This window comes from Haloarcula rubra, from assembly GCF_019599465.1.
Classification (GTDB): Archaea; Halobacteriota; Halobacteria; order Halobacteriales; family Haloarculaceae; genus Haloarcula; species Haloarcula rubra.
The window spans coordinates 60,386-82,477 of record NZ_RKLR01000006.1; the positions used below are offsets into that span (position 1 = coordinate 60,386).

The 22,092-nt window shown below is 63.0% G+C and carries 16 protein-coding genes; 8 read left to right on the top strand and 8 right to left on the bottom strand.

Annotation, left to right across the window (positions count from 1 at the left end; genetic code table 11):
• Positions 1-136: 136 nt before the first annotated feature.
• The gene (locus EGH21_RS14920) at positions 137-1,066 is read right to left on the bottom strand and encodes an alkaline phosphatase family protein (RefSeq protein ID WP_220619279.1); all 930 of its coding nucleotides are present in this window, start codon (positions 1,064-1,066) and stop codon (positions 137-139) included.
• Between the two features lie 556 nt (positions 1,067-1,622).
• Between EGH21_RS14920 and EGH21_RS14925 the strand changes: the two genes are divergently transcribed.
• Positions 1,623-3,083, top strand: a complete 1,461-nt coding sequence (locus EGH21_RS14925; RefSeq protein WP_220619280.1) for a hypothetical protein — start codon at positions 1,623-1,625, stop codon at positions 3,081-3,083.
• A gap of 235 nt (positions 3,084-3,318) precedes the next feature.
• On the top strand, positions 3,319-5,037 hold the full coding sequence (locus EGH21_RS14930) for a glycosyl hydrolase family 28-related protein (RefSeq protein WP_220619281.1): 1,719 nt from the start codon (positions 3,319-3,321) through the stop codon (positions 5,035-5,037).
• A 32-nt stretch (positions 5,038-5,069) separates the two neighbouring features.
• On the opposite strand, the gene EGH21_RS14935 is transcribed toward EGH21_RS14930, so the two are convergent.
• The 5 genes from EGH21_RS14935 to EGH21_RS14955 form a co-directional block, all read right to left on the bottom strand.
• The gene (locus tag EGH21_RS14935; RefSeq protein WP_220619282.1) at positions 5,070-6,545 is read right to left on the bottom strand and encodes a hypothetical protein; all 1,476 of its coding nucleotides are present in this window, start codon (positions 6,543-6,545) and stop codon (positions 5,070-5,072) included.
• A 423-nt stretch (positions 6,546-6,968) separates the two neighbouring features.
• Positions 6,969-7,760 (bottom strand): helix-turn-helix domain-containing protein, encoded by a 792-nt coding sequence (locus tag EGH21_RS14940; protein ID WP_220619283.1) that lies wholly within the window; start codon positions 7,758-7,760, stop codon positions 6,969-6,971.
• 226 nt (positions 7,761-7,986) lie between these two features.
• Positions 7,987-8,838 carry a phosphatase PAP2 family protein gene (locus EGH21_RS14945; RefSeq protein ID WP_328765655.1) on the bottom strand — a complete coding sequence of 284 codons (852 nt, stop codon included), beginning with the start codon at positions 8,836-8,838 and terminating at the stop codon, positions 7,987-7,989.
• A gap of 2 nt (positions 8,839-8,840) precedes the next feature.
• A complete protein-coding gene (locus EGH21_RS14950) occupies positions 8,841-10,721 on the bottom strand; it encodes an ABC transporter substrate-binding protein (protein ID WP_220619284.1) in 1,881 nt (626 codons plus the stop codon).
• Positions 10,722-10,900: 179 nt separating this feature from the next.
• Positions 10,901-12,220 carry a hypothetical protein gene (locus EGH21_RS14955; RefSeq protein ID WP_220619285.1) on the bottom strand — a complete coding sequence of 440 codons (1,320 nt, stop codon included), beginning with the start codon at positions 12,218-12,220 and terminating at the stop codon, positions 10,901-10,903.
• A gap of 302 nt (positions 12,221-12,522) precedes the next feature.
• On the opposite strand from EGH21_RS14955, the gene EGH21_RS14960 reads away from it, so the two are divergent.
• The 5 genes from EGH21_RS14960 to EGH21_RS24065 all read left to right on the top strand — a co-directional run bounded on the left by EGH21_RS14960 (position 12,523) and on the right by EGH21_RS24065 (position 17,969).
• A complete protein-coding gene (locus EGH21_RS14960; protein ID WP_328765656.1) occupies positions 12,523-13,851 on the top strand; it encodes an aryl-sulfate sulfotransferase in 1,329 nt (442 codons plus the stop codon).
• Positions 13,852-13,854: 3 nt separating this feature from the next.
• Positions 13,855-15,492: a glycosyltransferase family protein gene (locus tag EGH21_RS14965; protein WP_220619286.1), complete on the top strand. Its 1,638-nt coding sequence runs from the start codon at positions 13,855-13,857 to the stop codon at positions 15,490-15,492.
• 278 nt (positions 15,493-15,770) lie between these two features.
• Positions 15,771-17,168: a DUF7405 family protein gene (locus EGH21_RS14970; protein ID WP_220619287.1), complete on the top strand. Its 1,398-nt coding sequence runs from the start codon at positions 15,771-15,773 to the stop codon at positions 17,166-17,168.
• A 142-nt stretch (positions 17,169-17,310) separates the two neighbouring features.
• Positions 17,311-17,565, top strand: a complete 255-nt coding sequence (locus EGH21_RS24860) for a DUF8028 family protein (RefSeq protein WP_483867057.1) — start codon at positions 17,311-17,313, stop codon at positions 17,563-17,565.
• Positions 17,566-17,717: 152 nt separating this feature from the next.
• On the top strand, positions 17,718-17,969 hold the full coding sequence (locus EGH21_RS24065; protein WP_236035570.1) for a DUF7123 family protein: 252 nt from the start codon (positions 17,718-17,720) through the stop codon (positions 17,967-17,969).
• Positions 17,970-18,438: 469 nt separating this feature from the next.
• Here the strand turns inward: EGH21_RS24065 and EGH21_RS14975 are convergent, their stop codons facing one another.
• Both EGH21_RS14975 and EGH21_RS14980 read right to left on the bottom strand, forming a co-directional pair.
• Positions 18,439-19,269: a DUF8054 domain-containing protein gene (locus EGH21_RS14975; RefSeq protein WP_220619288.1), complete on the bottom strand. Its 831-nt coding sequence runs from the start codon at positions 19,267-19,269 to the stop codon at positions 18,439-18,441.
• Positions 19,270-19,271: 2 nt separating this feature from the next.
• Positions 19,272-19,829: a DUF7344 domain-containing protein gene (locus EGH21_RS14980; protein ID WP_220619289.1), complete on the bottom strand. Its 558-nt coding sequence runs from the start codon at positions 19,827-19,829 to the stop codon at positions 19,272-19,274.
• Between the two features lie 571 nt (positions 19,830-20,400).
• Between EGH21_RS14980 and EGH21_RS14985 the strand changes: the two genes are divergently transcribed.
• Complete coding sequence (locus EGH21_RS14985) at positions 20,401-22,020, top strand: SipW-dependent-type signal peptide and vWA domain-containing protein (protein WP_220619290.1); 1,620 nt, start codon at positions 20,401-20,403, stop codon at positions 22,018-22,020.
• Positions 22,021-22,092: the final 72 nt, after the last annotated feature.

A 22,092-nucleotide genomic window follows, 5' to 3' on the forward strand; every position in this document is an offset into this window, starting at 1 on the left:
GTGACACGCGAGACATAGGTTCTGGATGCCTAGTTCCATCTGTCGCACCGTCGTTGGTTTATTATTGAGCGGGTAAGCGTCGGCGCGTAGTCGGTTAGACCCGCGATACGCTCGACAACGAACTCGCAGTGTGTCGTCAAGCGTATCCGAGGTCACGGAGGCGTTCCTCGACGACTTCGGAGGCGACGTCGTCCGTCTCCGTCGCGGTGGCGTTACCCTCGACGATGTCTTTCCGTGGCCCCTCGTCGTAGACGTGCCACGGAATCTTGGTCAGCTCTTCCGTGTGTATCCCGGACGGGTGCCCGTACTCTCGCATCGGCAGCGGGAACGCGCGTTCGCCGAACATCTCCCCGTGGTCTGCACTCACGACGGTCTTGCCACGGAGTGAGTCGAGCAGACGCTCGACGTGGGGCACGACGACGTCGAGGTTCTCTCGGTATGCCTCCCAGAGAATCTCGTCGTCGATGTCGACCTCGCCGTTCATCACGCGGTTGAAGAAGTCCAGCGAGTCGTTGTCGAAATGTTCCTGCCCCGTCGGTCCGATGTAGGGGTAGTGGGGCTGGAGGAAGTGAACGAGCAGGCGCTTGTTGGGATACTGCTCGGCCGCGCGCTCGGTCGCGTCCGCGACAGTCTCCGGTCTGACGGTCCGGAACGTCTCGTCCCAACCGTCTTCCTGCCATATCTCGACGACGTCGTGGAAGTCGACCGAGACGAATTCTCGGTCACTCTTGCGGTAGTGCTGCGGGTTCGCGGTGACGTAGACCGTGTCGGTCAAGTCCCGTCCGTCGAAGTACTGATTCAGGAACTCGATGGTCGAACTCGACCGGGAGTGGCGGTGTTCGAGTGTCCCGGGTAGGTCGACGACGTCCGCGAACGTGTCGTACCGACACGCATCGAGGAGGAGGAGGTTGTCCCAGTCCTCGTCGAAGAAGTCGACGCGGTCCTGCTGGTCGCCGTACTGCCGCTGGAGGTCGAAGTAGAACTCGTTCAGTCGTCGGACGACGAGATGGGGTTCGCGAAGGCCCCAGCGTACCTGTTCCGAAAGTGAAGAGCGTGGGCGTTGCATGTGCTCCGACGTAGCAGTACTGGTCCCAATATTATGCGCCTGATAGTGCCTCGGGTTCACAAACCAGTCCCGCAGGAGCCTTGGAACGGTGTTAAGCATTTGCCTAGACCACTTCCCATCGGCGGTTTCCGGCGTTTGGAACGGATAGCCGCCGATAGAGCATGGGTCGGCTCCACGCCCAGATACCGTCTCGGAGCGAGGGTATCATATGTAAAAACCACAGACAGCGGTGGTTTTCTCTCCTCGTCTCGTGCAATATCCGTCGTATTTGATGGTCGAGCAGGGTATTCGAGCAGATATCCATGGGGGTAGACGGTCCTGAGTATCAAATATGATTCTTAGCAGGCAGATAATGAAAATAGTATTACGATTAGCACCATCCATGTCGTCAGACGACATACACGATGTGGACGGCGTCGGCGAGCAAAGTGAAGACAGAATCGAGACGACCAGACGAACGTTGATGGGTTGTATCGGTGGACTGACGTCGATGTTGGCGGGCTGTGTCAGTTCGGACAAAAAGTTCTACTCGATACCGTCGTCCGAATTCGAGAGCATGGAGTCAACTGCCGTCGCTCGCGAATTCGACGGCGACGTCGACTTCAACGGAAACGACATCCTCGATGTCGGAACTATCCGAGGCGGGACGACCATCGAAGAGGCTTCCATCGATAGCTGGAACGTCGTGGACGTCGGCGAGCTGGGTGTCGAACCCGGCAGTGACACCGACCTCGGCGCGGCTATCGACCAACACTTCGACCGTGACGACATCGAGAGCACGATGTATTACCTCTCCGAGGGGACCTACACGTGGAACACGCCCGTCACGTCCCGGTCGTTCGAAGGGTTCGGTATCGTCGGGAAGCCACAGGCACGGGTTCGGTGTACGAACGTCGATATGCCGTACTTCATCAGTCTCGGCACCGAATCGTCGAACAACGCGGACATATTCATCGCACGTAACGTCACGTTCGACATCAACAAGGAGAACGTGGCCGCCTCGGCTATTCTGGCCTCTGTCGACGAGTATCTCGAAATCGATAACTGCGAACTCGACGGCCAGATCGACCGCATCGTCCCACCCTTCTACTCCTTCGTCCCGACGCTGCTGTCCGAGAGCGGGACGGGGTACGTGTCCCTCACGATGACCGACGGGTCGTTCTTCGACCCCGGTCTCAACGAACAGTCCCATCCGATGGGTCTGGCGATCGAAGGGACGCACAAGGGGTATCTCATCGTCGAGAACACCGACATCGAAGGGTTCGTCAACAACGGCATCTACTCGGCCGGACACAACGGCAAAGTCGCCATCCGAAACACGTCGATCAAGAACTGTGGCGCCGGGATGCTCCGTCTGGGTGACGGCGACTACGCCTACAAGTGCGCACTCGTCAACGACGACGCCGAGGACCGCGGGTACTCCTACGCCGCCCTCTGGGTGACTAACGCCGAGCACGCCGTCGCGGACAGCATCAAAATCGTCTCACGACAGAGCACCCCTTCTGAACTCGTCAGGGTGAACTCCGATGCCGACCACTGCGAACTGACCAACATCGACATCCGAAGCGAGGCTAACCAGTACATCTTTGAGTTCACTGGCAGCGGTCAGGACACCGGGCAGGTCGTCGCCTCCAACTGGACGATAACCGACACGGGAAGCGCGCAGTCGAACGCTCAACTCGGCCGCATCGCCCGACCGAACGTGATTCTGGAGAACTGGGACCTCACCATCGATCCGGCCGGTGACGGGAAACGCCACGGCCCCATCGTCGACGCCCCGTGGGTCGACATCAAGAACTGTACGTTCACGCACACCGACGGTGGGTTCGGCCTCCTCCTAGACGATGACGCAGACTACCTACGACTGAAAGACTGCGACTTCCAGCGCGGCCAACTCTTCCAGTACAGCCGAGCGACGACCGAGAACGCCATCGTCGCCGACAATCGGTTCATGGACGGGACCACGCTGGCGGGCGAGCAGGTGAACTGGACGACGAGAGGGCCCGGATACGAGTAACTCGGTGGCTGGGTCGCTACACAGACAGTGAGCGCGGCCGAGAATGCACCCAGCCACCGGGAGATGAGAGGGCCTTCCACCGGGCCGCTCACACCTTAATTTCGCATTTAGCGATACGCTGTGGATAACAAGAAGCCCGGTTACCGTTGCATGGTACATGTCATTGAGGAATAATGATGGCAGGAGGGAACGGGAACGCGGGCGCCTTAGCGGCGACGGGCGCACACGGCGAGAGGTGCTGACGCTCGCGGGCCTACTCGGACTGCCGTGGATGGCCACCGGTGCCAGTGGCTCCCGGCCCGACGAATCGCTCGGCTCCTCGGTGCTCGACGGCGACCTGAACTTGAACCGGAACAGCATCCTGAACGTCGGCACCATCCAGATGGCGCCCGATAGGCCGGCGCTCCAGACCTCGGGAACGGGCGACGGCTCCGTCGAAATCTGGGACACGGTCGCGGACGACTGGGCCATGCGGGTGACGGAGAGTGACCCGGATGCGCCGGGGCCCGTCGAGTTCAACGCACCGATCAGCGGCCCGGCTACCGACGGCCGTACGTCGCCGTCGCTCGCCGTCGACGGCGCTGTCGACGCCGACGGCCTCTCGGTCGATAGTTGGCGCATCGTCGACGTGCGCGAACGGGGGGTCGAACCCGGGTCGGACACGGATTTGGGTGCGTTCGTCCAGCGCCACATGGACCGCGAGGACGTCACCGGCGCCATCTACTATCTCCCGGAGGGGACGTACACGTGGAACACGAAAGTGACCGTCCGGCAGTTCGACTCGTTCGGTATCGTCGGCCGGCCGCGGGCACGAGTCCGCTGTACGAACCCCGAGATGTCCGCCTTTCTCGACCTCGGGACGGGCGAGCGCGGCGACGCCGACGTGTTCGTCGCGCGCGACGTCACGTTCGACGTCCGGACACCGGACGTGGCCGCCTCGGCGATAATCGCGGCCGTCGACGAGACCCTCGAGATAGACAACTGTTCGCTCGTCGGCGAACTCGACCGCGTCGTCCCGCCGTACTACTCTATCACGCCCGCACTCGTGACAGAGCGCGGGCGCGGGTACGTCTCCGTGACGATGCCCGACGGGAGTTTCTGCGACCCGAGCATGAAAGAACAGGACCACCCGATGGGGCTGGCCATCGAACGACACCACCGAGGCTACCTCGTCGTCGAGAACACCGACATCGAGGGGTTCGTCAACAACGGCATCTACTCGGCCGGCCACAACGGGAAGGTCGCTATTCGGAACACGAGCGTCAAGAACTGTGGCGCTGGGATGCTCCGTCTGGGCGACGGCGACTACGCCTACAAGTGCCACCTCGTCAACGACGACGCCGAGGACCGCGGGTACTCCTACGCCGCCCTCTGGGTGACCGACGCTGGCCACGCCGTCGCCGATAGCGTCGAAATCGTCGCACGACAGGCCACGCCGTCGGAACTGGTCCGGGTGAACGGCGACGTCGACCACTGCGTCCTGACGAACTTCGACGTGAAGAGCCACGCGAACCAGCACGTCTGTTCGTTCACGGGCGAAGACCCGACCCTCGGACAGGTCGTCGCCGCCAACTGGACGGTCAGCGATACCGGGAGCGCGGAGTCGAACGCCCATCTGGGTCGTATCGACAGGCCGAACGTCGTGCTGAAGAACTGGAACGTGACTATCGACCCCGCAGGGACCGGCAAACGCCACGGCCTCGTCGTCGACGCGCCGTGGGTGGACGTCCTCGAGTGTTCGTTCACCCACACCACCGGCGGGTTAGACCTGCTACTGGACGACGGCGCCGACTACCTCCGTCTCAAGAACTGTGACTTCAAGCGGGGTCAGTTGTACCAGTACGAACGGGCCACGACGGACGGGGCTATCGTCTCGGACAACCGCTTCGTCGACGGCGTCGCCCTCGCCGGGACGCAGGAGAACTGGACCGCACGCGGGCCGGAGTTCCAGTAGCGCGACGGTCGGAGACTCGGTGGCAGTCGAGTCTAGAACTCGTTGCCGAGGATCTTGAGGTTGTCACACCCGTGGTCTTTGATGCCGCCACGGAGCGTGTTGTGCTTCAGGTAGACGTTGGCGCTGTCGGGGTAGAGACAGTACGCTTCGTAGTCGCCGTAGGAGTTCGCGTAGATCTCCTCGACGTGGGTTCCATCGCCGAGGTCGATGATGGGGTACTCGCTGGCACGGTAGTCGCCCTTGTAAATCGTGACGTCGTCGCCCGTGTTCACGATGGCGCGTCGGTCCGACCCACCGGACTGGTCGACGTTGACCGCACCGAAGCGGACGTTGTCTCGGTCACAGCGAATCGCGGCCTTCGCGGTCTCGTCGCCGACGTTGCCGACGAAGTCGACGTACTCCAGTAGCACCTGTCCGGTGTTGTCGCCGTCGTTGATCTCGATGCCGAACCCGCCGGGCGTGTCCATCTCGATGCGTGAGCCGACGAGCGTGACCTCACCACAGTCGGGTGAGGTGACGACGGCGTTGGTCACTTCGTCGCCGGCGACGTAGATGTCCGCGTTCTCTATCCAGGCCGACGTACAGGTCCCCATGACCGAGATACCGAAGCTATTCGGGAGGGGAGCGGTGTTCCGGACCGTGACGTTCTCGACGCGGATGTCGCCGCCCTTCTCGAGTCGGATGGCGCGGTGAGACTCGTCCCGGGGTCGGTTCTGGTCGACGACCACGGTGGCGCCGTCGATACTGCTCCCGTCACCGCCGATGCGGAGCGACGCGGCGTTGCTGTTCGAGTAGTGGCCGCCCTCGACGGTGATAGTGCCCGAGCCACCGGACGCGTAGAGACCGTTGTCGGGAAACGCGCCGACGACGCAGTTCCTGAAGGTGAGCGATCCGCTGTTCGAGTTGGCGAGCAGACCCGTCGGGCCACGCCAGATGTTGCCGGCGTTCGGCGTCTCGTCCTCCCACGCGCCGCCGTCTGGAACCTCGAAGCCCTCGACGAGGCCGCTCCCGTTGGGGTCAGAGACAGCGAACCGGCCCGGGCCCCACGTCCCGCTGTCGTGTTCCCCGTGGACCGTGATGTTCCGGACCTCGAGACCGTCGTCGACGACGGTCTCGATGACGCGGATGCCCGTATCCGGGGCGGTCTGGTCGACGTCGAAGCCGTCGAAGACGAGTCGGTTGCCGGGGCTGTAGCCGACACCGAGACGGAACAGGCGGTACTGTGGGCCATCGAAGTCGTAGTAGTCGGCCGGAACGAGGGTGGCGTCGTTCCCGACGAGACCGAACTTCTCGAAGCCGGTGAACCGCACCTGTTCGTCCATGTAGTACTCGCCCGGCGGGAAGACCAGCAGCGTGTCGTCGCCGCGGTACTTCCTGATGACGTCGACGACGGATTCGTTGCCGGTGTTGTCGGCGCCCGCTTCGACGACGTCGATTACCGTCCCGAACTCCTCGTAGTACTCGTCGAGGCGGTCCGACGTCGTCTCCGCACTCGCACGTCCGGTCATGGAAGCGAGGGTTCCTCCAATCGCAGTTGTCGCGATACCTTGAAGCACCTTTCGTCGGCCCAGCATCACACCGTCTGTCGCGTCGTGGTCCGACCGCGTCTGTTCGCCAGCATCGATTTCAGAGGGAGAGTCATTTGGCACGATGAATCTGAATAGATGTCTGGACTATGTGGAGAATAGAGTTTACCTGTCTTATTGCAGGTATTAAGTGCTATCTAGCCCAGCATTAATTCTGTTAACGGCTCAATCAGCCGTTTAATCGGGTTCTAAATAAGTCGTTAACAGGGTATTAATACGGTCGAGAGGGGCGAAATCGATGGTCTGGGCGAGCCCGTGTGTGTCGGGGTCAGGGTGAGCGCCGTCGGAAAAGTCATTGCGCGAGACGGCCAGGGACACGCCGGTTCGCTGACCACTATATCCGGATTAAGCGTCGTCGGTCTCGAGCTGGGCTTCGATAAGTTGACTGGTGGCGCGGCGGAGTCGCTGGGAGACAGCCGACGGAGAAACGCCGAGTCGCTCGGCCAGTTCCAACTGGGAGATGTCACGCGGGACGTCGAAGTAACCGGCCTCGTAGGCCTGACAGAGTGCGTCCCACTGCTCGGGCGACAACCCGTTGAGTCGCCAGTCCGACCCGCCGTCGTCCCAGCAGAGGCGGTGGAGTCTGAACGAGATGTCGTTGTCGGCGCAGTGGCTTCGGAACTGTAGGAACGTCTCGCGGGACCGGAACTGCGCCCGCACATCCCACTTGCCCGCCGACCCGACGACGTCGATGGTGCGAGCACCGAGTCGGGTCAGCATCGGCGAGATGGTCATCGTCCCCTCGCCGAGGGTCGCCCGGTAACAGCGGCCGTCTCTCCCGTTGCTGATGAGCATGTAGTCAGAGACGGCCGAGGACATGCCGAGTGTCTGCTCGAAGCGGTCGAACTCGTCGGCGTGGACCGCGAACAGGAACATCGTGTCGGAGCCGTCCGGGACCACCCGCTCCGGCCGGACAGTGACATCTGGAACCTCGGCCGTGACGTCCGTCAGTGCGATGTCAGAGTGAGTGAGAGTGAAATCGCCACAGATAGTGCGTGAGGGCGCGTCTGAGTCGGCGTCGACGTCGGCTCTCTCCCCCGATCGTCTCGGGTCCGAAGATGGTCCAACGACGGCTGTCTCGCCGAGTTCGCCACTCGCGGTCCCGTTCTCGGGGAAATTCGCTGCCCGGTCCTCCATACCGGTTGCATGCTCATCCCCGGTAAGTGAGTTTCCGCTACACACGTAGTTACCACTTCGACGCCGTTTATCAGCATAGCCACGGGCCCGCTCGCCGAGCGTATTCGTAGTACGCAATCGTATACGCATCTCTTACCCACCAGTTAGCGGTGGGACAGGCCAACTCGGAGTCACTGCATCTGGTTGGCGTCAGCGAGTCGAGAATCTCTGCTGGGACCCAACAGTGTCAGTCGTTCCGCCCCTCGGCGGTTCGGACACGTGTCCGTTCGGGGAACGCTTGCCAGACCCACGAGAGGTCGTGGTACCGGTCCGCGAGACGCACGCTGACGACGGCGAGCACTGCGCCGGCGACGACGTCCGTCGCCCAGTGGATACCGAGATACATCGTGGAGACGACGACGAGCCCCGCCAGTACCGTCGAGAGCTTGAACCACCCGGGGTAGACGTCTCGCGTTCGACGCGCCAGAAGCGCGACGGTGACCGACACGGAGGTGTGGAGTGAGGGGAACGCGTTGGTGTTGGTGTTGACCGTACTCGTCAGAATCTGTGACTGGGGATACGTAGCGTAGAGTAACTCCTGTACGGTGTTCGGGAGGAGGTTTCGGGGGCCGAACGCGATGAACAGCGTGTAGCAGACGAGTCCGATGGCGTAGTTGAGCGCGTAGGCGACGAGGGTCCGCTGCATCGGGTCGGTGTCGGCGAGTAGCCAGTACGCGACCACCGGGAACGTCGCGAGGAACACGTATCCGTACAGGTAGACGAACGAGAAGAAGACCGTCAACGCTGGCGTCGCGACCACCTGCACCAGTGCGACGAACTCCCCCTCGATGGCGTAGATGAGTCCGGTGACGTTCCACCCCAGCATCCACGAGAGTTCCTGTCCGAGGTTCCGAAAGACCCTGTTCAGCGCCAGTACGCCGAGGAGGACGAGGATGTGTGGTGTTACCTCGCGGAGGCGGCGCCACGGCTGGTCGAAGGCCGCGGCCGCGTGCTCGCGGTCGACGAACAGCCACCCACCGACCGCGACCATCACGAGGACGCCGGCGAGTAGTTTGCCGAGGAACTGGAGGAGGACCACGCTCAGCTCACCACCAGTTCGCCCTCGGCCGTGTACCGATAGCCAGCGTTTCGAAACGCCTCGCGGGCGCGGTCAGTATCGAGTCGGCCATCCTCGCCGAAGAAGGGGGCCACAGGGTCACGCCCGTCCCACGCCAGTTGCGACGCGAGCGAGTCGTGACGGGCGAGTGGACTCGCCGCCGGTTTCCCGTAGCCCTCGAACACCTCCTCGGCGAAATACGCCTTGTCCAGCAGTCGGGCGACGAGTCGACGGAATGCCGGGTCGTCGAACGGTGGCCGGCGGGTGTTGTAGCCGACGTGGTAGAACGTCCGCGTGGGCGTCACCGACAGGTCCAGTGACGAGTCTCGCCCGATAGTCGGGATGCTCGACGGGGCGACACCGAGGCCGGTTCCCTCGGCGTCGCCGTTCTGGACCAGCGAGATAGCGGCTTCCGAGGACGGGGCGCGCCGGAACGTCAGCGCGTCGTAGTCGACGCCGTCCGCGAACGGCTTCAGGTGTGGTGCCGTGACGTCGGTGAGAAAGTGGTCCGCGAACGGTTCGAGGACGAGTCGCTCCTGGGGCTGTAACCGACGGAACCGGAGCGGGCCGCTTCCGACGGGGTTCCGATTGGCCCAGACGACCGCTTCGGTGAGCGTCTCCTCCGTGTCGATACTACCGACGAGCGCTTTGCCGGTCTTCGACTCCCAGACGTGCGCTGGCAGAATCGGGACCGTGAGTGCCTGCCGCGCGACGGGGCGACTCACCGAGTCGAACGTCAACCGGACGGTGTTGCTATCCAGTGTCTCGACGGCGTCAAGTAGGGACGCCCGGCCGCTGAACCGTGGTGCCGGGACTGGGCTGTCGAACGCGCCCATCGAGGTATCCGAGAGGAACCGATACGTGAACGCGACGTCGGTGGCGTCGACGTCTGTGCCGTCGTGCCACGTCGCCCCCTCGCGGATTGATAGGTCGAGCGACACTTCGACCGGCGACTCGTCCGACCACGTCCACGAGTCGGCCAGCCACGGACGAACCCGGCCGTCGATTCGTTGCCCGAGGGAGTCGTAGAGGAGACTCGTCACGACCCCGTCGTCGCGGGCGGCCGCCGACAGCGGGTTCAAGTTCTTCAGCGCCCGGTTGTCGGTGAGCGTCATGCGGATGCCGTCGGCAGGGGAGCGGGTCTCGCTCGGTGCCGCTGTCCGTGTCTCAGCCGTCCCGTTCGTCTGCCCTGCCGTCGGGTCCGGAACGGTATCGAGTGTCGCGGAGGAAAGGGTGAGATACCCCAGTTTGGAGTGGATGCCGTCCGCGCCGTACCCGACGCCGACCGTCGAGGACAGCGCCCGGAGTTCGTCGACGAACGCGAGGACAGACAGCGGTTGGGCCCGTGCGAGCTTCTCCTGAATCGTGCCGAGCGTCCGTCGGCGCTGCCCACCGTCCTGTCGACGTTGGAGTTCAAGCAGACTGTCGACGTCGCCGTCCTCGAACCCGAACGGGTTGTACCACCCCGCGGTATCCGTGTACCGGGAGTGAAAGAGCGGACGGAGGAAGTCGGGGTCGTCGCATTCGGGGAACGGCGCGACGTAGACGTCGAACTGCTGGTTCACGAGGACGTCTCGCATGAGCGTCTCTCGGCGCGTCGGGACGACGGTGGCGTTTATCCCGACGGCCGTGAGGTTCGTCGCGAGGAACCGAGCGATACGGAGGGCGCGCGTGTCCGCATCGGCCGGGGGTGACTTGATAGCGACCGAGAGTTGTTCGCCCGGGTCCGACCGTTCGAACAGGTCCTTCGCCCCGAAACAGCCGCCCAGGAGGCCGAGTGCTCCGGATCCGAGGAGGCCGAGGGCACGTCGCCGTCCGATTGGTTCGGTGACGGCGGGGCGCTCTGACTGCCGCTCGTCAGCCATCATGACTCGCCGGTGCGTCTCGACTCTCGGACGGTACGTGACGTGGTTGCCTGACTGGAGGAGTACGTGGCAGCCGAGATGGAGGGGAGAGGAGAGACATGGAGTAGTTGCAGACTGGATGCCGCCGGACTTTATTATCAGCTAAATAAGCCCACATAGCTATCTTTAATCCGAGCCAGTCACCGGCCGAGCAGCGGCCAGAGGAGCATCGTGACCCAGATGACACTGCCGAGGGTCCAGTAGCGATACCGTGTCGTCCGTTCGGCGGCCCAGCGGGTCCCCCCTGCGCCGATGAGTCCCAGACCCAACAGGAGAACGAGGCGCTGGATAAGCGCGCCGTAGGGGATGACGGACAGGCCGAGGTACGCGTAATCCGCCATTATCCCAGTCCCGAAGCCAGCGACAGCGAGAGTGAAGCCGTCGGTCGTCCGGAGGTGTCGCCCGAACGCGACCGCAGCGGCCGGCAGTCCCGCGACGAGCAACACGTAGAACGGGGCGCCGACGACCTGGGGTTGCGCCGCTGGGTAGGCGCGTTCGGCAGCTATAGCGCCCGTCCTGACGACGAGTGGGAGCGAAAGCGTCGACAGGAACAGGGCGGCGTGGTAGCGCGAGAACCGGCTCTCTCGAACTCTATGAATCGTCGCGCGGGCGTCAGCGGTGAGGTTCGAGAGCGAGCCTGCGGCACCGAGAGCCAACGCCGGAAGGAAGAACAGTAGCGGGGCAAGTGCGCTCGGCCGGTCGTGTCGGTACTGCGGGCCGAACGCGATTCGCCGACGCGGTTCGATGACGGTGACCCACCCGTCGGCGTCGATAGCGCCGCCGTTCCCCCAGCGCTCGCGGCGCATCTCCCTGACGACCCCGGTACCGAGGAAGTCACGTTCGAGGTGGTGCTGGGCGCGACTGAGACTCCCCACGTTGTGTTTCAGTCGGAACCAGTCCCAGTGTTCGTGGTGGGCCTGAATCGCCGTCCACTCCTCGGTACCGGACCCACCCTCGTACAGTCTGAGGTGGTACCGGGACCCGAAGTAGGTGCCGTCGTGAATCTGGTACGTCGCGTCGGCCCACCGACTCGACGTGTTGGTCATGACGAACGTGTACCGCTCTGACCCCGTCGACTCGCTCCAGTAGACGCCCGTACCGTTGATGCTCACGTTCCCCTGACCAGCCGACCCTGACTCCCACGTCTGGGCCGTCTTGTTCCAGTACAACCGGGTTTCGCCGGACGGTGTGGACGTGAGCAACTGGTACACCGTCGTGGCATCCGTGTGGACGATGGCGTTGATGGGCAGCGTCGCCTGACTAAACGAGTGGCCACGGCTCGTGTACGGCCAGAGTCGGGCCGAACTGTCCTCGTCTGGCTCCACGAAGCCGACGTCCGAGACGGTTTTTTTCTCCGTGGGCCCGCGCTCGACGAGGGGGGAGACGGGTCCGAACACCGACAGGGCGAGCAGTATCGCGAGGACCAGTAGCACGGACCGTGACCGGTCGCTACCCTCCATTGTATCACGGCTAGGTATGCTATCGTGTTATTATTTCGCCGCTAAGCCAAGCAGGGGTCTGTCACGTCGGTTAACGTACCGTTTCCGACCACCGGTCGGGAGAATCGAGACCGGTCGGTTCACGCGTAGTAGTTCGACGTGTCGCTCGGTAAGGCAGTCTAGAGTGACGCCGCCGCAGTGGTGCGAATTCATTACTGTCTATATAATAAATCGCCTGTCCACACCATACGCACGTAGTGAACGGTTTGAAATCCGGTCTGCGGTTGCTCTTCGTCTGTCTGGTGGTCGCTTCCGCGGCAACGGTGGCGACAGGCTACACGGCGTCGGACCAGACAGCGACGGCCACCCGCTTCGCCGAGGGGAACGACGTCGCCGAACACCGGGACGGCGTGACAGTGATAACCACCGACTCGAACTCGTGGCTCGGACGGGGGAAAGAGGGGCCACGGGCGAAAGCCGAGATAATCGCCGTCGGTCCCGACGGAGCGGTCCAGTACTACAACGACTCACACACACGATACTGGGACGTCGACCCGGTAGCTGGCACAGAGATGACCGTCGAGTACGTCGCCGCAGACCACCTCACGCCCGAGCAGTGTGGCGGCGAGACAGTGTGTACGCGCAACGTCGTCGAGCGGGTCAACCTCTCGACGGGCGAGACGGAGCGCGTCTTTAGCCGCGTCACCGAAGGGAAGCACTCGACCCGGTGGCACGACGCCGACCGCATCGACGAGGACCACGTCGTGGTGGCCGACATCGCCAAGGACAGGGTGTTCGTCGTGAACACGACGACGGGGCTGACGACGTGGGCGTGGAGCGCACAGAGCGAGTTCGAGACCGACGAGTCGGGCGGCCCCTACCCCGAGGACTGGACCCACATCAACGACGTCGAGGTGCTCTCGGACGGTCGCATCATGGTCAGTATCAGGAATCACGACCAGGTCGTGTTCCTCGACCGCGAGACGGGGATGCTAGAGAACCAGACGCTCGGGAGCGACGGCGACCACGAGACGCTGTACGAACAGCACAACCCCGACTACATCCCCGAGTCGGAGGGGGGTCCGGCGGCTATCGTCGCCGACTCTGAGAACGGCCGCGTCGTCGAGTACCAACGGACCGACGGCGAGTGGGAGCGGTCGTGGACGTGGAGAGACGGCCGCCTCCAGTGGCCTCGCGACGCCGACCGACTGCCGAACGGCCACACGCTCGTCACGGACTCGAACGGGAACCGCGTCGTCGAGGTCGACGAGAACGGCGAGGTCGTCTGGTCCATGGACGTCGCGTTCCCGTACGAGGCCGAGCGATTGAACACCGGCGACGAGAGTTCGGGCGGGCCGAGCGCCCAGCGAGCCGGTCTGCAGAGCGAGACGGCCGACGGTGACGAGGCGGGCGCCACCGCTACCGACACCGCCGGCGTGTTCGGGGCCGTCTTCGGCGTCATCGAAGGCCTCCTCGGCAGTACGGTCGTCAACGCCGTGATGTACGTCCTCCCGGTCTGGGCCGGCGGCCCGGAAGTGGCCGCGGTCGTGGTGGCCGTCGGCGCCCTCGTCGCGTGGGCGGGCGTCGAACTGTACTGGTCCTCGTGGCGGCCCAGCGTCGACCACCGAATCACCATCGAGCAGAGGGACTGAGCCATGTCGAGTGACCACCCATCTGACGAGCGAGTCGCGTCAGACGGTCGCGTCGAGTCCCGCCCGCTCATCGACGGCGTCAGCCGGCGCCTCAGACGTGTCTTCGGGGGCGAAGACGTGCCGTTGCTCGGTGCCGTCCTCCTCGTCGGGGGGCTGCTGTACGTCACCTACCTCCTCACGCACGACTATCCAGCCTACGGTGCGGGCCTGTACCTGGAGATAGCCGACCAGATACGGACGCACGGCTACGCGCTCCCGGAACAGATTCCGGGATACACGAAGGGCGGCGTCCCGTTCGCGTACCCGCCGCTGATGTTCTACGTCGCCGCAGTCCTCCGTGACCTGACCGGTATCGGCCCCATCGCGTACGCCCGGTACGTCCCCGGTATCCTCGTCCTCCTGTATCTGGTCCCGTACTACTTCGTCGCGCGGGACCTGCTCGCCTCGCCCCGGCGGGCGGCGCTCGCCAGCGTCCTCTTCGCCGTGACGCCGGCGGCGCTCCAGTGGCACCTCTCTGCTGGCGGCATCGTCCGCGCGATGGGACTCCTGTTGGTCCTGACCGGGACGTACGTCGGGCTTCGACTGTTTCGCCATCAGGACCGACGGTGGCTGGTTCCGGCAGTCGTCTGTTTCGGTCTGACGGTCCTGACTCACCCGACGTACACGGTGGTCTTCGGGCTGACGTACCTCCTGCTCGTCGCCTGCTTCGACCGGTCGCTGACCGGACTCGTGACCGGTGCCGCAGTGGCCAGCGGCGGCCTCCTGCTCGCGGCCCCGTGGTGGCTGGAAGTGATACAGCACCACGGCGTCGGCATCTTCACCGCCGCCGCCGGCACCCACTCGGGGCTCGGCGGCGGTGCGAGTCGACTCCTCTCGGAGTTCGTCTACCTGATGGACTTCGACACGGAGGCGCTGTACTACGTCGGCGCCTACGCTGGCACGGGGTACGCGCTGTATCGACGGCAGTGGTTCCTCCCAGCGTGGCTGTTCGGCCTCGGCTACGTCGTCGGCAAACCGCGGTTCCAGTTCCTCGCGGGGTCGATGCTGACGGCTGTCTTCCTCGTCGACGTCGTCGTGCCTCGGGTTCGGCAGTCAGACCTGTCGGTCGGCCGCCAGCGAACCGCGAGTCTGCTCGTCGCCGGGGTGCTAGTACTGGGTGCGGTCGGACTGGGGACGGCCTTCGTCGCGAGCGCCTCGAACTCTCACGCCGGGAGCACGACGATGCCGTCGTTCATGGACGAGGCCGACGAGGAAGCGATGGCGTGGGCCGAACAGAACACCGCGCCGTCGAGTTCGTTCGTCGTCCTCGGCGACGCCGCAGAGTGGTTCCCGCTACTCACCGACCGGACCATCCTCGTCGGACCGTGGGGCGTCGAGTGGACCACGCCCGAGCGCTACCAGTCACAGTTGGAGCTGTACGAGTCTATCTCGGAGTGCGGGGGCGCACCCTGCCTGACTGCGAAACTCCAGGCCTACGGTCACTCGCCGGACTACGTCTACGTACCGAAGGGTCACTACACCGTCCGCGGCATGGACCACACCCAGAGCGACCGGATGCGCTCGTCGCTGGTGGCCGCCGACCGCTACGAGATAGTCTACGAGAACGAGGGCGCGATTATCGTCAGCGTGTCTACTGCCTGACCCACGGCCGTTCCTCGAACAGGCGAGCCTCGCAAGCTAGACACGGAACAGCGACGACGGCGATGGGTCGATAGGACGCCGCCACATGAACACGACCATGGACAGGTTGGACTCCGGTCCGGTAACCGACTCTGAGAAGGAGGCGGTGATTCGTCACCGCCACGTCCCACTGGCTACTCCGTAGTATCGCCCATAGACGGTGTCTACCAGGGATTGATTGACTGGTTACGATATGATAAACAGCCAATAGGTAAGTGAACTGATTGTGAGGCGGTGGCATGGGAGGATGCCCATTCCACACGGATGACCGAGATTCGGAGGCACCAGAGGACCCGGTGGAGGGGGAGCGGACACACCAGTGGTCGTCGGGTCGGAGTATCGACCGCCGGGCGTTCCTGAAAAGTGCCGTCGCTATCGGTGGGATGAGCGCACTGACGGCCGCTATGAGCGTCGAAGCCGACGGAAGCGACCCGTCGACGACGTCTCCGGACGGTGACCCGTCGAACCGACCGCCACAGCAGCACCTGTGGTCGGACGCGGGATACGCAGACGAACACGGGAACCCCGCGCCACCGACACACCAACTCGTCCTGTTGCTCGACTATATCGGCGACGATATCGACGCCGACAGGGCCCGGATGGAGGCGTCGTTCCGCCAGCTCGAAGACGCGTTCGCCTACGACCAGTCCGAGGGGTTGTTGTTCAACGTCGGGTACTCACCGGCCTACTTCAAGCGCCACTCGACCGGCCAGCCCAAGGGCGTCGACATTACCGATCCACGGGCGGTCTCGCCCTACAACGACCCCGAGATGGACCGGCAAGACGTCTTCCTCCAACTCGCGAGCGACCGCGCATCGGTGGTCCTGGCAGCCGAAGCGGCGCTCGAAGGGAACGCCGACACAGTGAACGGTGTGTCGGTGGAAGACTCGCTCGCCGAGTTCTGTGTGGTAGCGGAGCGACGATCGGTTTTCGCCGGCCCGGGATTACCCAAAGAGCGTCTCGCCGACGACGTCGCCGAACACATCGACGAGACGTCGCCGCTCTCGATGGGCTATGACTCCCTCTACACCGACAGCATCCCGCCAGAGCGGCGCGTCACCATCTCCGAGGGCCCGTGGGCAGACGGGACGGTGGCGATGGTCTCGAAACTCCGGTTGAAACTGCGGGAGTGGTACGAGGAACGGACCGAAGCCGAACGGGTTCAGGAGATGTTCGCCCCCGACTACACGCCCGAGGACGTCGGTGATTTCGGCGAGGGACTCGGCGAAGGCAGCGGGCGGGAAGACGGTGCGGAATGGTCCGACGAACTGACCGACCAGACCGAGGCCGACGCGCGCGAGAAGGGGGTCGTCGGCCACTCACAGAAAGTCTCCCGCGCCCGCGACGACGACTTCGGGGTCAAGTTGCTCCGTCGCGACGGCGACATCACCGTGGCTGGCGGCAAGGGCGGGCTGAGCTTCGTCGGACTGGTCGAGGGCATCTCAGATTGGTTCGACGTGGCCGACGCGATGTACGACCCCGGCCTCGACGGCGTGCTTCGTGACCACGACGACACCGAGGGGACCGACGGCCACCACCCCCGGAGCGGTATCAGCGCTCGAATCGATGTCCTGTCGCGAGGACACTTCCTCGTCCCACCCCGCTCGTTGCGTGCACTCCCACCGTCGCGTCCGTAAGCGTCCTGTCGCCGTCCCGTCGGGGGAGATGTCGCCGCCCTCGCGGCACTCGGGCTGCGCCACCTGTAGAAATGGGATACTGTGGCCTCACGATCCTGTAGCGAGTGGATTACTAACCGTGGGTTGCGAGAGTACCCATTATATGTCGGGGCCGATCGATCTGCAAGAAGATAGTGTTCTGGACCACCTCTCGCTACAAAGTGTCACCACTATCCTCCACGCCGTGAAAACAGCCCTGTTACGCGTTTTCTTTTGGATTTCGATCGTCTTGCCACTGTTTTACATACCACTACTAATCACTGGCCTCAACAGTATTCAAGAGTCGCTGCTCTTTCTCGGACTTATTGGGTTACACAGTCTCACCTTGATTTGTGGTCGATCCTATAGAAGCCATTGAATATCGATACACACCCGACCGCACGACTGCAGTGCAGTCGGTGTGTAAATTGTTTCCATTATTGCTATATCAGGGGTGATAATCGATGTCCTTGTGCCCCCTTGTGGGAAGACAGTTGATAACAATATGGATAGTACGGAAGTGGAGACTGTATGTCGACGTCAGACACAGAGACTGCGACGGCTTCGAGTACCCTTTCGGAGAAGCAATCGCGTATCCTTGCATACCTCGAAAAGAACGCCACAGAACAGACCTACTTCAAATCTCGACTCATCGCAGACGAACTCGGTCTATCGTCGAAAGAGGTTGGCTCGAACATAAATATAATCTGTCAGAAGACAGCCGAGATACAAATCGAAAAGTGGGGCTGCTCATCGGGGACAACGTGGAAAGTTACAGTGTAAAACGCTGTACTGACACCGAGATTGGGACCCTACTGTGATGTCTCCGCTTCGCCGACGTCAACGGCTGTGATGGCACCCACGACTGGGAAGAGCGACGACCACGGTAGTATCGAGGATGACGAAAAGCCAAACTGACGGCAGTTGCTCAGGCGGAGCAGTCCGATTACCTCGGGGAGTACTATTATCGAGATGGGAGAACCGTTCGCGCTGTTGGCCGTTCACCAGTGGGCGTTGACCTCGTACTGCTTGCCCGACCGCCCGAGACGTTTCGCACAACTGTATCCAGGCTCTCGCGAGACCGTCTGCCTGTCGATGAAAACCCGGGCATCCGGGCCGGTGACGAACGGTTCCGTCAGGAGACCCAAGGGTGCTGCAAGCGACGGTCCGATAGTACCAGTTGAACGATGGACACACCGATCGCACTGCAGTCGTGCGGTCGGGATACTCGATTTTCGAGGGCTACTATAGATCAGCCGAGGACGTCCTCAGCCGGTTCCTCGAACAGGCGGGCCTCGCAAGACTGACAGGAGAGCGCGACGACGTCGACGGACCGACAGCACGACTCCACGGTGTCGGTTTCGAGCATCACCGGCCCGCCACACGTCGGACAGCGGTCGAGGAACAGTCGCAGACCGCCGAGGACGGCGCTCCGCTCCGAGACGGACAACCGAGCCCAGTCGGGCGACCACTCGGCGAGGAGTTCGCCGCCGGCCACGTCCGCGACGAAGGCCGCACGAGACTCCCACTGCCCGGCGTGTATGCCGTTCCGTCGAACGACGAACGCGTCCCCGTAGTCTTCGAACTCGACGTCGTCGACGGCGGCCCCGAGCACCGGTGCGAGCGCCGTGCGGTCGGGGTCTCGTTCGCGGAGCGCAGCCATCCGCTCGTGCCACGTCCGGCGGAACTCGGGCGCTATCCGCACGTCCTCGTCGTCGGCCGCGGGCGTTATCGCGTCCGCACGCCGGAGAACCCGTTCTAAGTCGAGGTCAGATTCGTCGTCGCTGGCGGCCGGTGCTGGGTGGTGGTCGAACAGCGCCAACACGCGGTCGGGGAGGAACCGCTTCGTCAGCGTCGGTGTCCCGGGCACGAGATAGCCCCGAAAGTAAATCAGGAGGAGCGAGACGACGAGAAACAGCGCGGCAATCGAGAGAGCTACCGTCGCGAGGACGGCGGTACACAGCGCCGCGAGGACGAGATTTACGACGGTACAGGGTAGACACCGGTTGTCACCGGTGTACTCGGGTCGCCGGAGGCGACCGGCGAGCGTCCGAACGTGGTCGAGGGGCGATACGAGCGCCATGTCTATAGCCCTCCGAATAGCCGGTCCAGCAGTACCCACCGATAGCCCCGAAGTTGATACGCCGTCGACAGTGCGACGGCGACGAGAAACAGACTGGCCCACAGGACGGAATCGATAGCGCTGACGATCGGGGTGCCGATTTCGACGGCTAACAGCGTCAGGAACCCGATGACTGCGACGGAGCGGTAGTACTCGGCCCAGGTGAATCGGTACGAGTCGAACAGAAAGACGTCCATGTACGGGTTGACCTCGCGAGCGTCCCGGCGGAGCGAGACTGACTTCCGGTTCTTGTCGTAGTCGATGATACCCTGTCTGTCGAGTTTCGGCAGGTGTGTCTGGTGTAAGGAGTTGTAGACGCTCTGTCTGATGTTCCGCGGTGGTGGTGATTCGCCTGTTTCGTACTCGGCGATGCGCTCTGCTAAGGTACGGAGTGATGCCTCGCCGATAGTCCGCTGAAGTTGCTGAATGACTGCTCGGCGGCGCTCGTTTCGCAATATCTCGTGTACGTCCTGTTCGCTGAGGATCCGGTCCTGCTTCGAAGCCTGTGGTTCCTGTTGCATTGATTCTCAACAGCGACGACACGGGCGACAAGTGAGACCCCCCAATTCGGTCGCTGTGTTTCGTCGGCTCGCATGTTAGCCATGTTACTATTCGCTCTATTACTCGGAGTAGCCGGCGTAATACACCTAGAAGAGACACGAAGGGAATCCGAAGAGATCCGGCGTAGAGACGTTTTCCCGGGCTGATACGACCACCTGATAGTAGTAGGCCGTGATAGAGTCGGTGCCACACCGGTGGAAACCGCGGCCGTTCGGCGCGGGCACGATGTGCTGACGCAGAACGGTGAGCCGAGCGCAATCGACGCCGAGCGCCCGCAAATCGGAGGGAACGACCGCGTTGGAACATCTCTTGGACGGGTTCAGGAAGGTTTCGTCGTGGTTATACGTCGTATACTCTCCGGGATAGGAGTCGTAATGGGCCGATGAACAGGTTAATCGAGACGTTTGGAGCGTTCCACGGTCTGTTCAACTGTCTGTCGTGTCACCAATGCTGCCATTATCTAAGCCCGTATGGCCTGGACGTTGAGTCGCGTCCGGCGTGTGGCACAACCACTGCTGGACACTGAGAACAATGACGGACAAATTCGAACTATCGAGGCGGAAAGTGCTCGGCGGACTGGGGACCATCGGGGTCGCCTCCGCGGGCGCTGGACTCGGCACGACGGCATTCTTCAGTGACACAGAATCGTTCGACGGCAACCAACTGACCGCTGGTTCACTAGACCTGAAAGTCGACTGGGAAGAGCACTACTCCGACTGGTCCGAAGACGAGAGCAAGAATCTGAACTACGACGTCAAGATGTCCGCGCCCTCGGACACGAGCAACTGGGTTGGGCTTCCCAATCCGAGCGATCCGCTCATCTGGGTGCACAGGGACGACCTCGGGACGTTCATGGACAACACGTCAATCGAGGCGTACCCGGACGACGACGACGACGGTATCCAGGACGATCTCGAACAATACGACGCGTGTGATGACTTCGCGGACACGCCAGAGGACCTCGATCCCAGGATTCAGAACGCGCTCCGAACAAAGAACGACGACACGCTGATGGAGGACAAGGACGGTAACGTGGTCCCGGCACCACTCGTCAACCTCCACGACGTGAAGCCGGGTGACTTCGGCGAATTGACGCTCAGCTTCCACCTGTGTGACAACCCGGGATACGTCTGGCTCAACGGCGAACTCGTCAGTGCGAGCGAAAACGGACACACTGAGCCTGAGCGAAAGGACCCGGACGAGATGTCAGGAACGGTGGAACTCCTCGACGCGATCCAGACGCAACTCTGGTACGACGAGGACGGTGACAACGTGTTCGAGCCCGGTCGCCAGGGACAGCCCATCTGTGTGCAACTCGTCCTCGACGCGTCCGGGTCGATGGCTGGGGATCGGAACACCCAGGCCAAGAACGCCGCGAACCTTCTGGCGGACGAAATACTCGATGCGAATCCGGATAACAGAGTCGGAGTGACCTACTTCGGCGAGAACAACCAAAATGCGCGGGTCGTCCAGACGGTCACCGACGACGGAACTGCTGTCGAGAACGCCATCGATGGCCTTCCGGCCGAAGACGGCACCCCAATCGGAGACGGGATTGAGGCGGCCGACGAGGACCTGGCGAACTGCCCGTCGGATGCCTTCACCACCCAGATCGTCATCACCGACGGACAGCACAACCTAGGCACCGACCCATCTGAGGCTGCTAACGACGTCACCGGGTCCGACAGCGACGACTACACCGACGAAATCTTCGCGGTCGGAACTGGCGGTGCCACCGAGAGCTCGCTGGCAGAGTTCGCCCGTCCGGCCGACCAGGGACACATCTTCTTCACTGGCGAAGCGAACGAACTGGTCGATCTCCTCGCACAGATCTCGCAGATACTCGTCGGCGAGCAAGAGTTCTTCCGAGGTACGCTCCGCGAACTGCTGGAAGCCGTCGGCACGGACTTCGGGATACCTCTCGACGGGAATCGCTCGACTGCGTACGACGAGGTCGATAGCAACAAGTTACCGAACAGCGGCGACGACCCGAACCGCGAGTGCTTCGTGAACTCCACGAACAACTTCATCGGTCTCTCGTGGTGGCTGCCGGTCGACCACGCAAACGAGATCCAGACGGACACCGTGAGCTTCGATCTCGGGTTCTACACCGAGCAGTGCCGCCACAACAGCGGCGCTGGGCAGGCCTAGACCCGCTCCGAGCGACTGAATCGAACGACGAACACGACCCACGCTGGCACCACGGCGGTTCGACTCCGCCGG

What these genes read in the sequence shown, in the direction of transcription:
- EGH21_RS14920 (WP_220619279.1), bottom strand. Translation starts at nt 1,066, where the DNA reads ATGCAACGCCCACGCTCTTCACTTTCGGAACAGGTACGCTGGGGCCTT.
- EGH21_RS14925 (WP_220619280.1), top strand. Translation starts at nt 1,623, where the DNA reads ATGGAGTCAACTGCCGTCGCTCGCGAATTCGACGGCGACGTCGACTTC.
- EGH21_RS14935 (WP_220619282.1), bottom strand. Translation starts at nt 6,545, where the DNA reads ATGACCGGACGTGCGAGTGCGGAGACGACGTCGGACCGCCTCGACGAG.
- EGH21_RS14940 (WP_220619283.1), bottom strand. Translation starts at nt 7,760, where the DNA reads ATGGAGGACCGGGCAGCGAATTTCCCCGAGAACGGGACCGCGAGTGGC.
- EGH21_RS14950 (WP_220619284.1), bottom strand. Translation starts at nt 10,721, where the DNA reads ATGGCTGACGAGCGGCAGTCAGAGCGCCCCGCCGTCACCGAACCAATC.
- EGH21_RS14955 (WP_220619285.1), bottom strand. Translation starts at nt 12,220, where the DNA reads ATGGAGGGTAGCGACCGGTCACGGTCCGTGCTACTGGTCCTCGCGATA.
- EGH21_RS14965 (WP_220619286.1), top strand. Translation starts at nt 13,855, where the DNA reads ATGTCGAGTGACCACCCATCTGACGAGCGAGTCGCGTCAGACGGTCGC.
- EGH21_RS14970 (WP_220619287.1), top strand. Translation starts at nt 15,771, where the DNA reads ATGGGAGGATGCCCATTCCACACGGATGACCGAGATTCGGAGGCACCA.
- EGH21_RS24860 (WP_483867057.1), top strand. Translation starts at nt 17,311, where the DNA reads ATGTCGGGGCCGATCGATCTGCAAGAAGATAGTGTTCTGGACCACCTC.
- EGH21_RS24065 (WP_236035570.1), top strand. Translation starts at nt 17,718, where the DNA reads ATGTCGACGTCAGACACAGAGACTGCGACGGCTTCGAGTACCCTTTCG.
- EGH21_RS14975 (WP_220619288.1), bottom strand. Translation starts at nt 19,269, where the DNA reads ATGGCGCTCGTATCGCCCCTCGACCACGTTCGGACGCTCGCCGGTCGC.
- EGH21_RS14980 (WP_220619289.1), bottom strand. Translation starts at nt 19,829, where the DNA reads ATGCAACAGGAACCACAGGCTTCGAAGCAGGACCGGATCCTCAGCGAA.
- EGH21_RS14985 (WP_220619290.1), top strand. Translation starts at nt 20,401, where the DNA reads ATGACGGACAAATTCGAACTATCGAGGCGGAAAGTGCTCGGCGGACTG.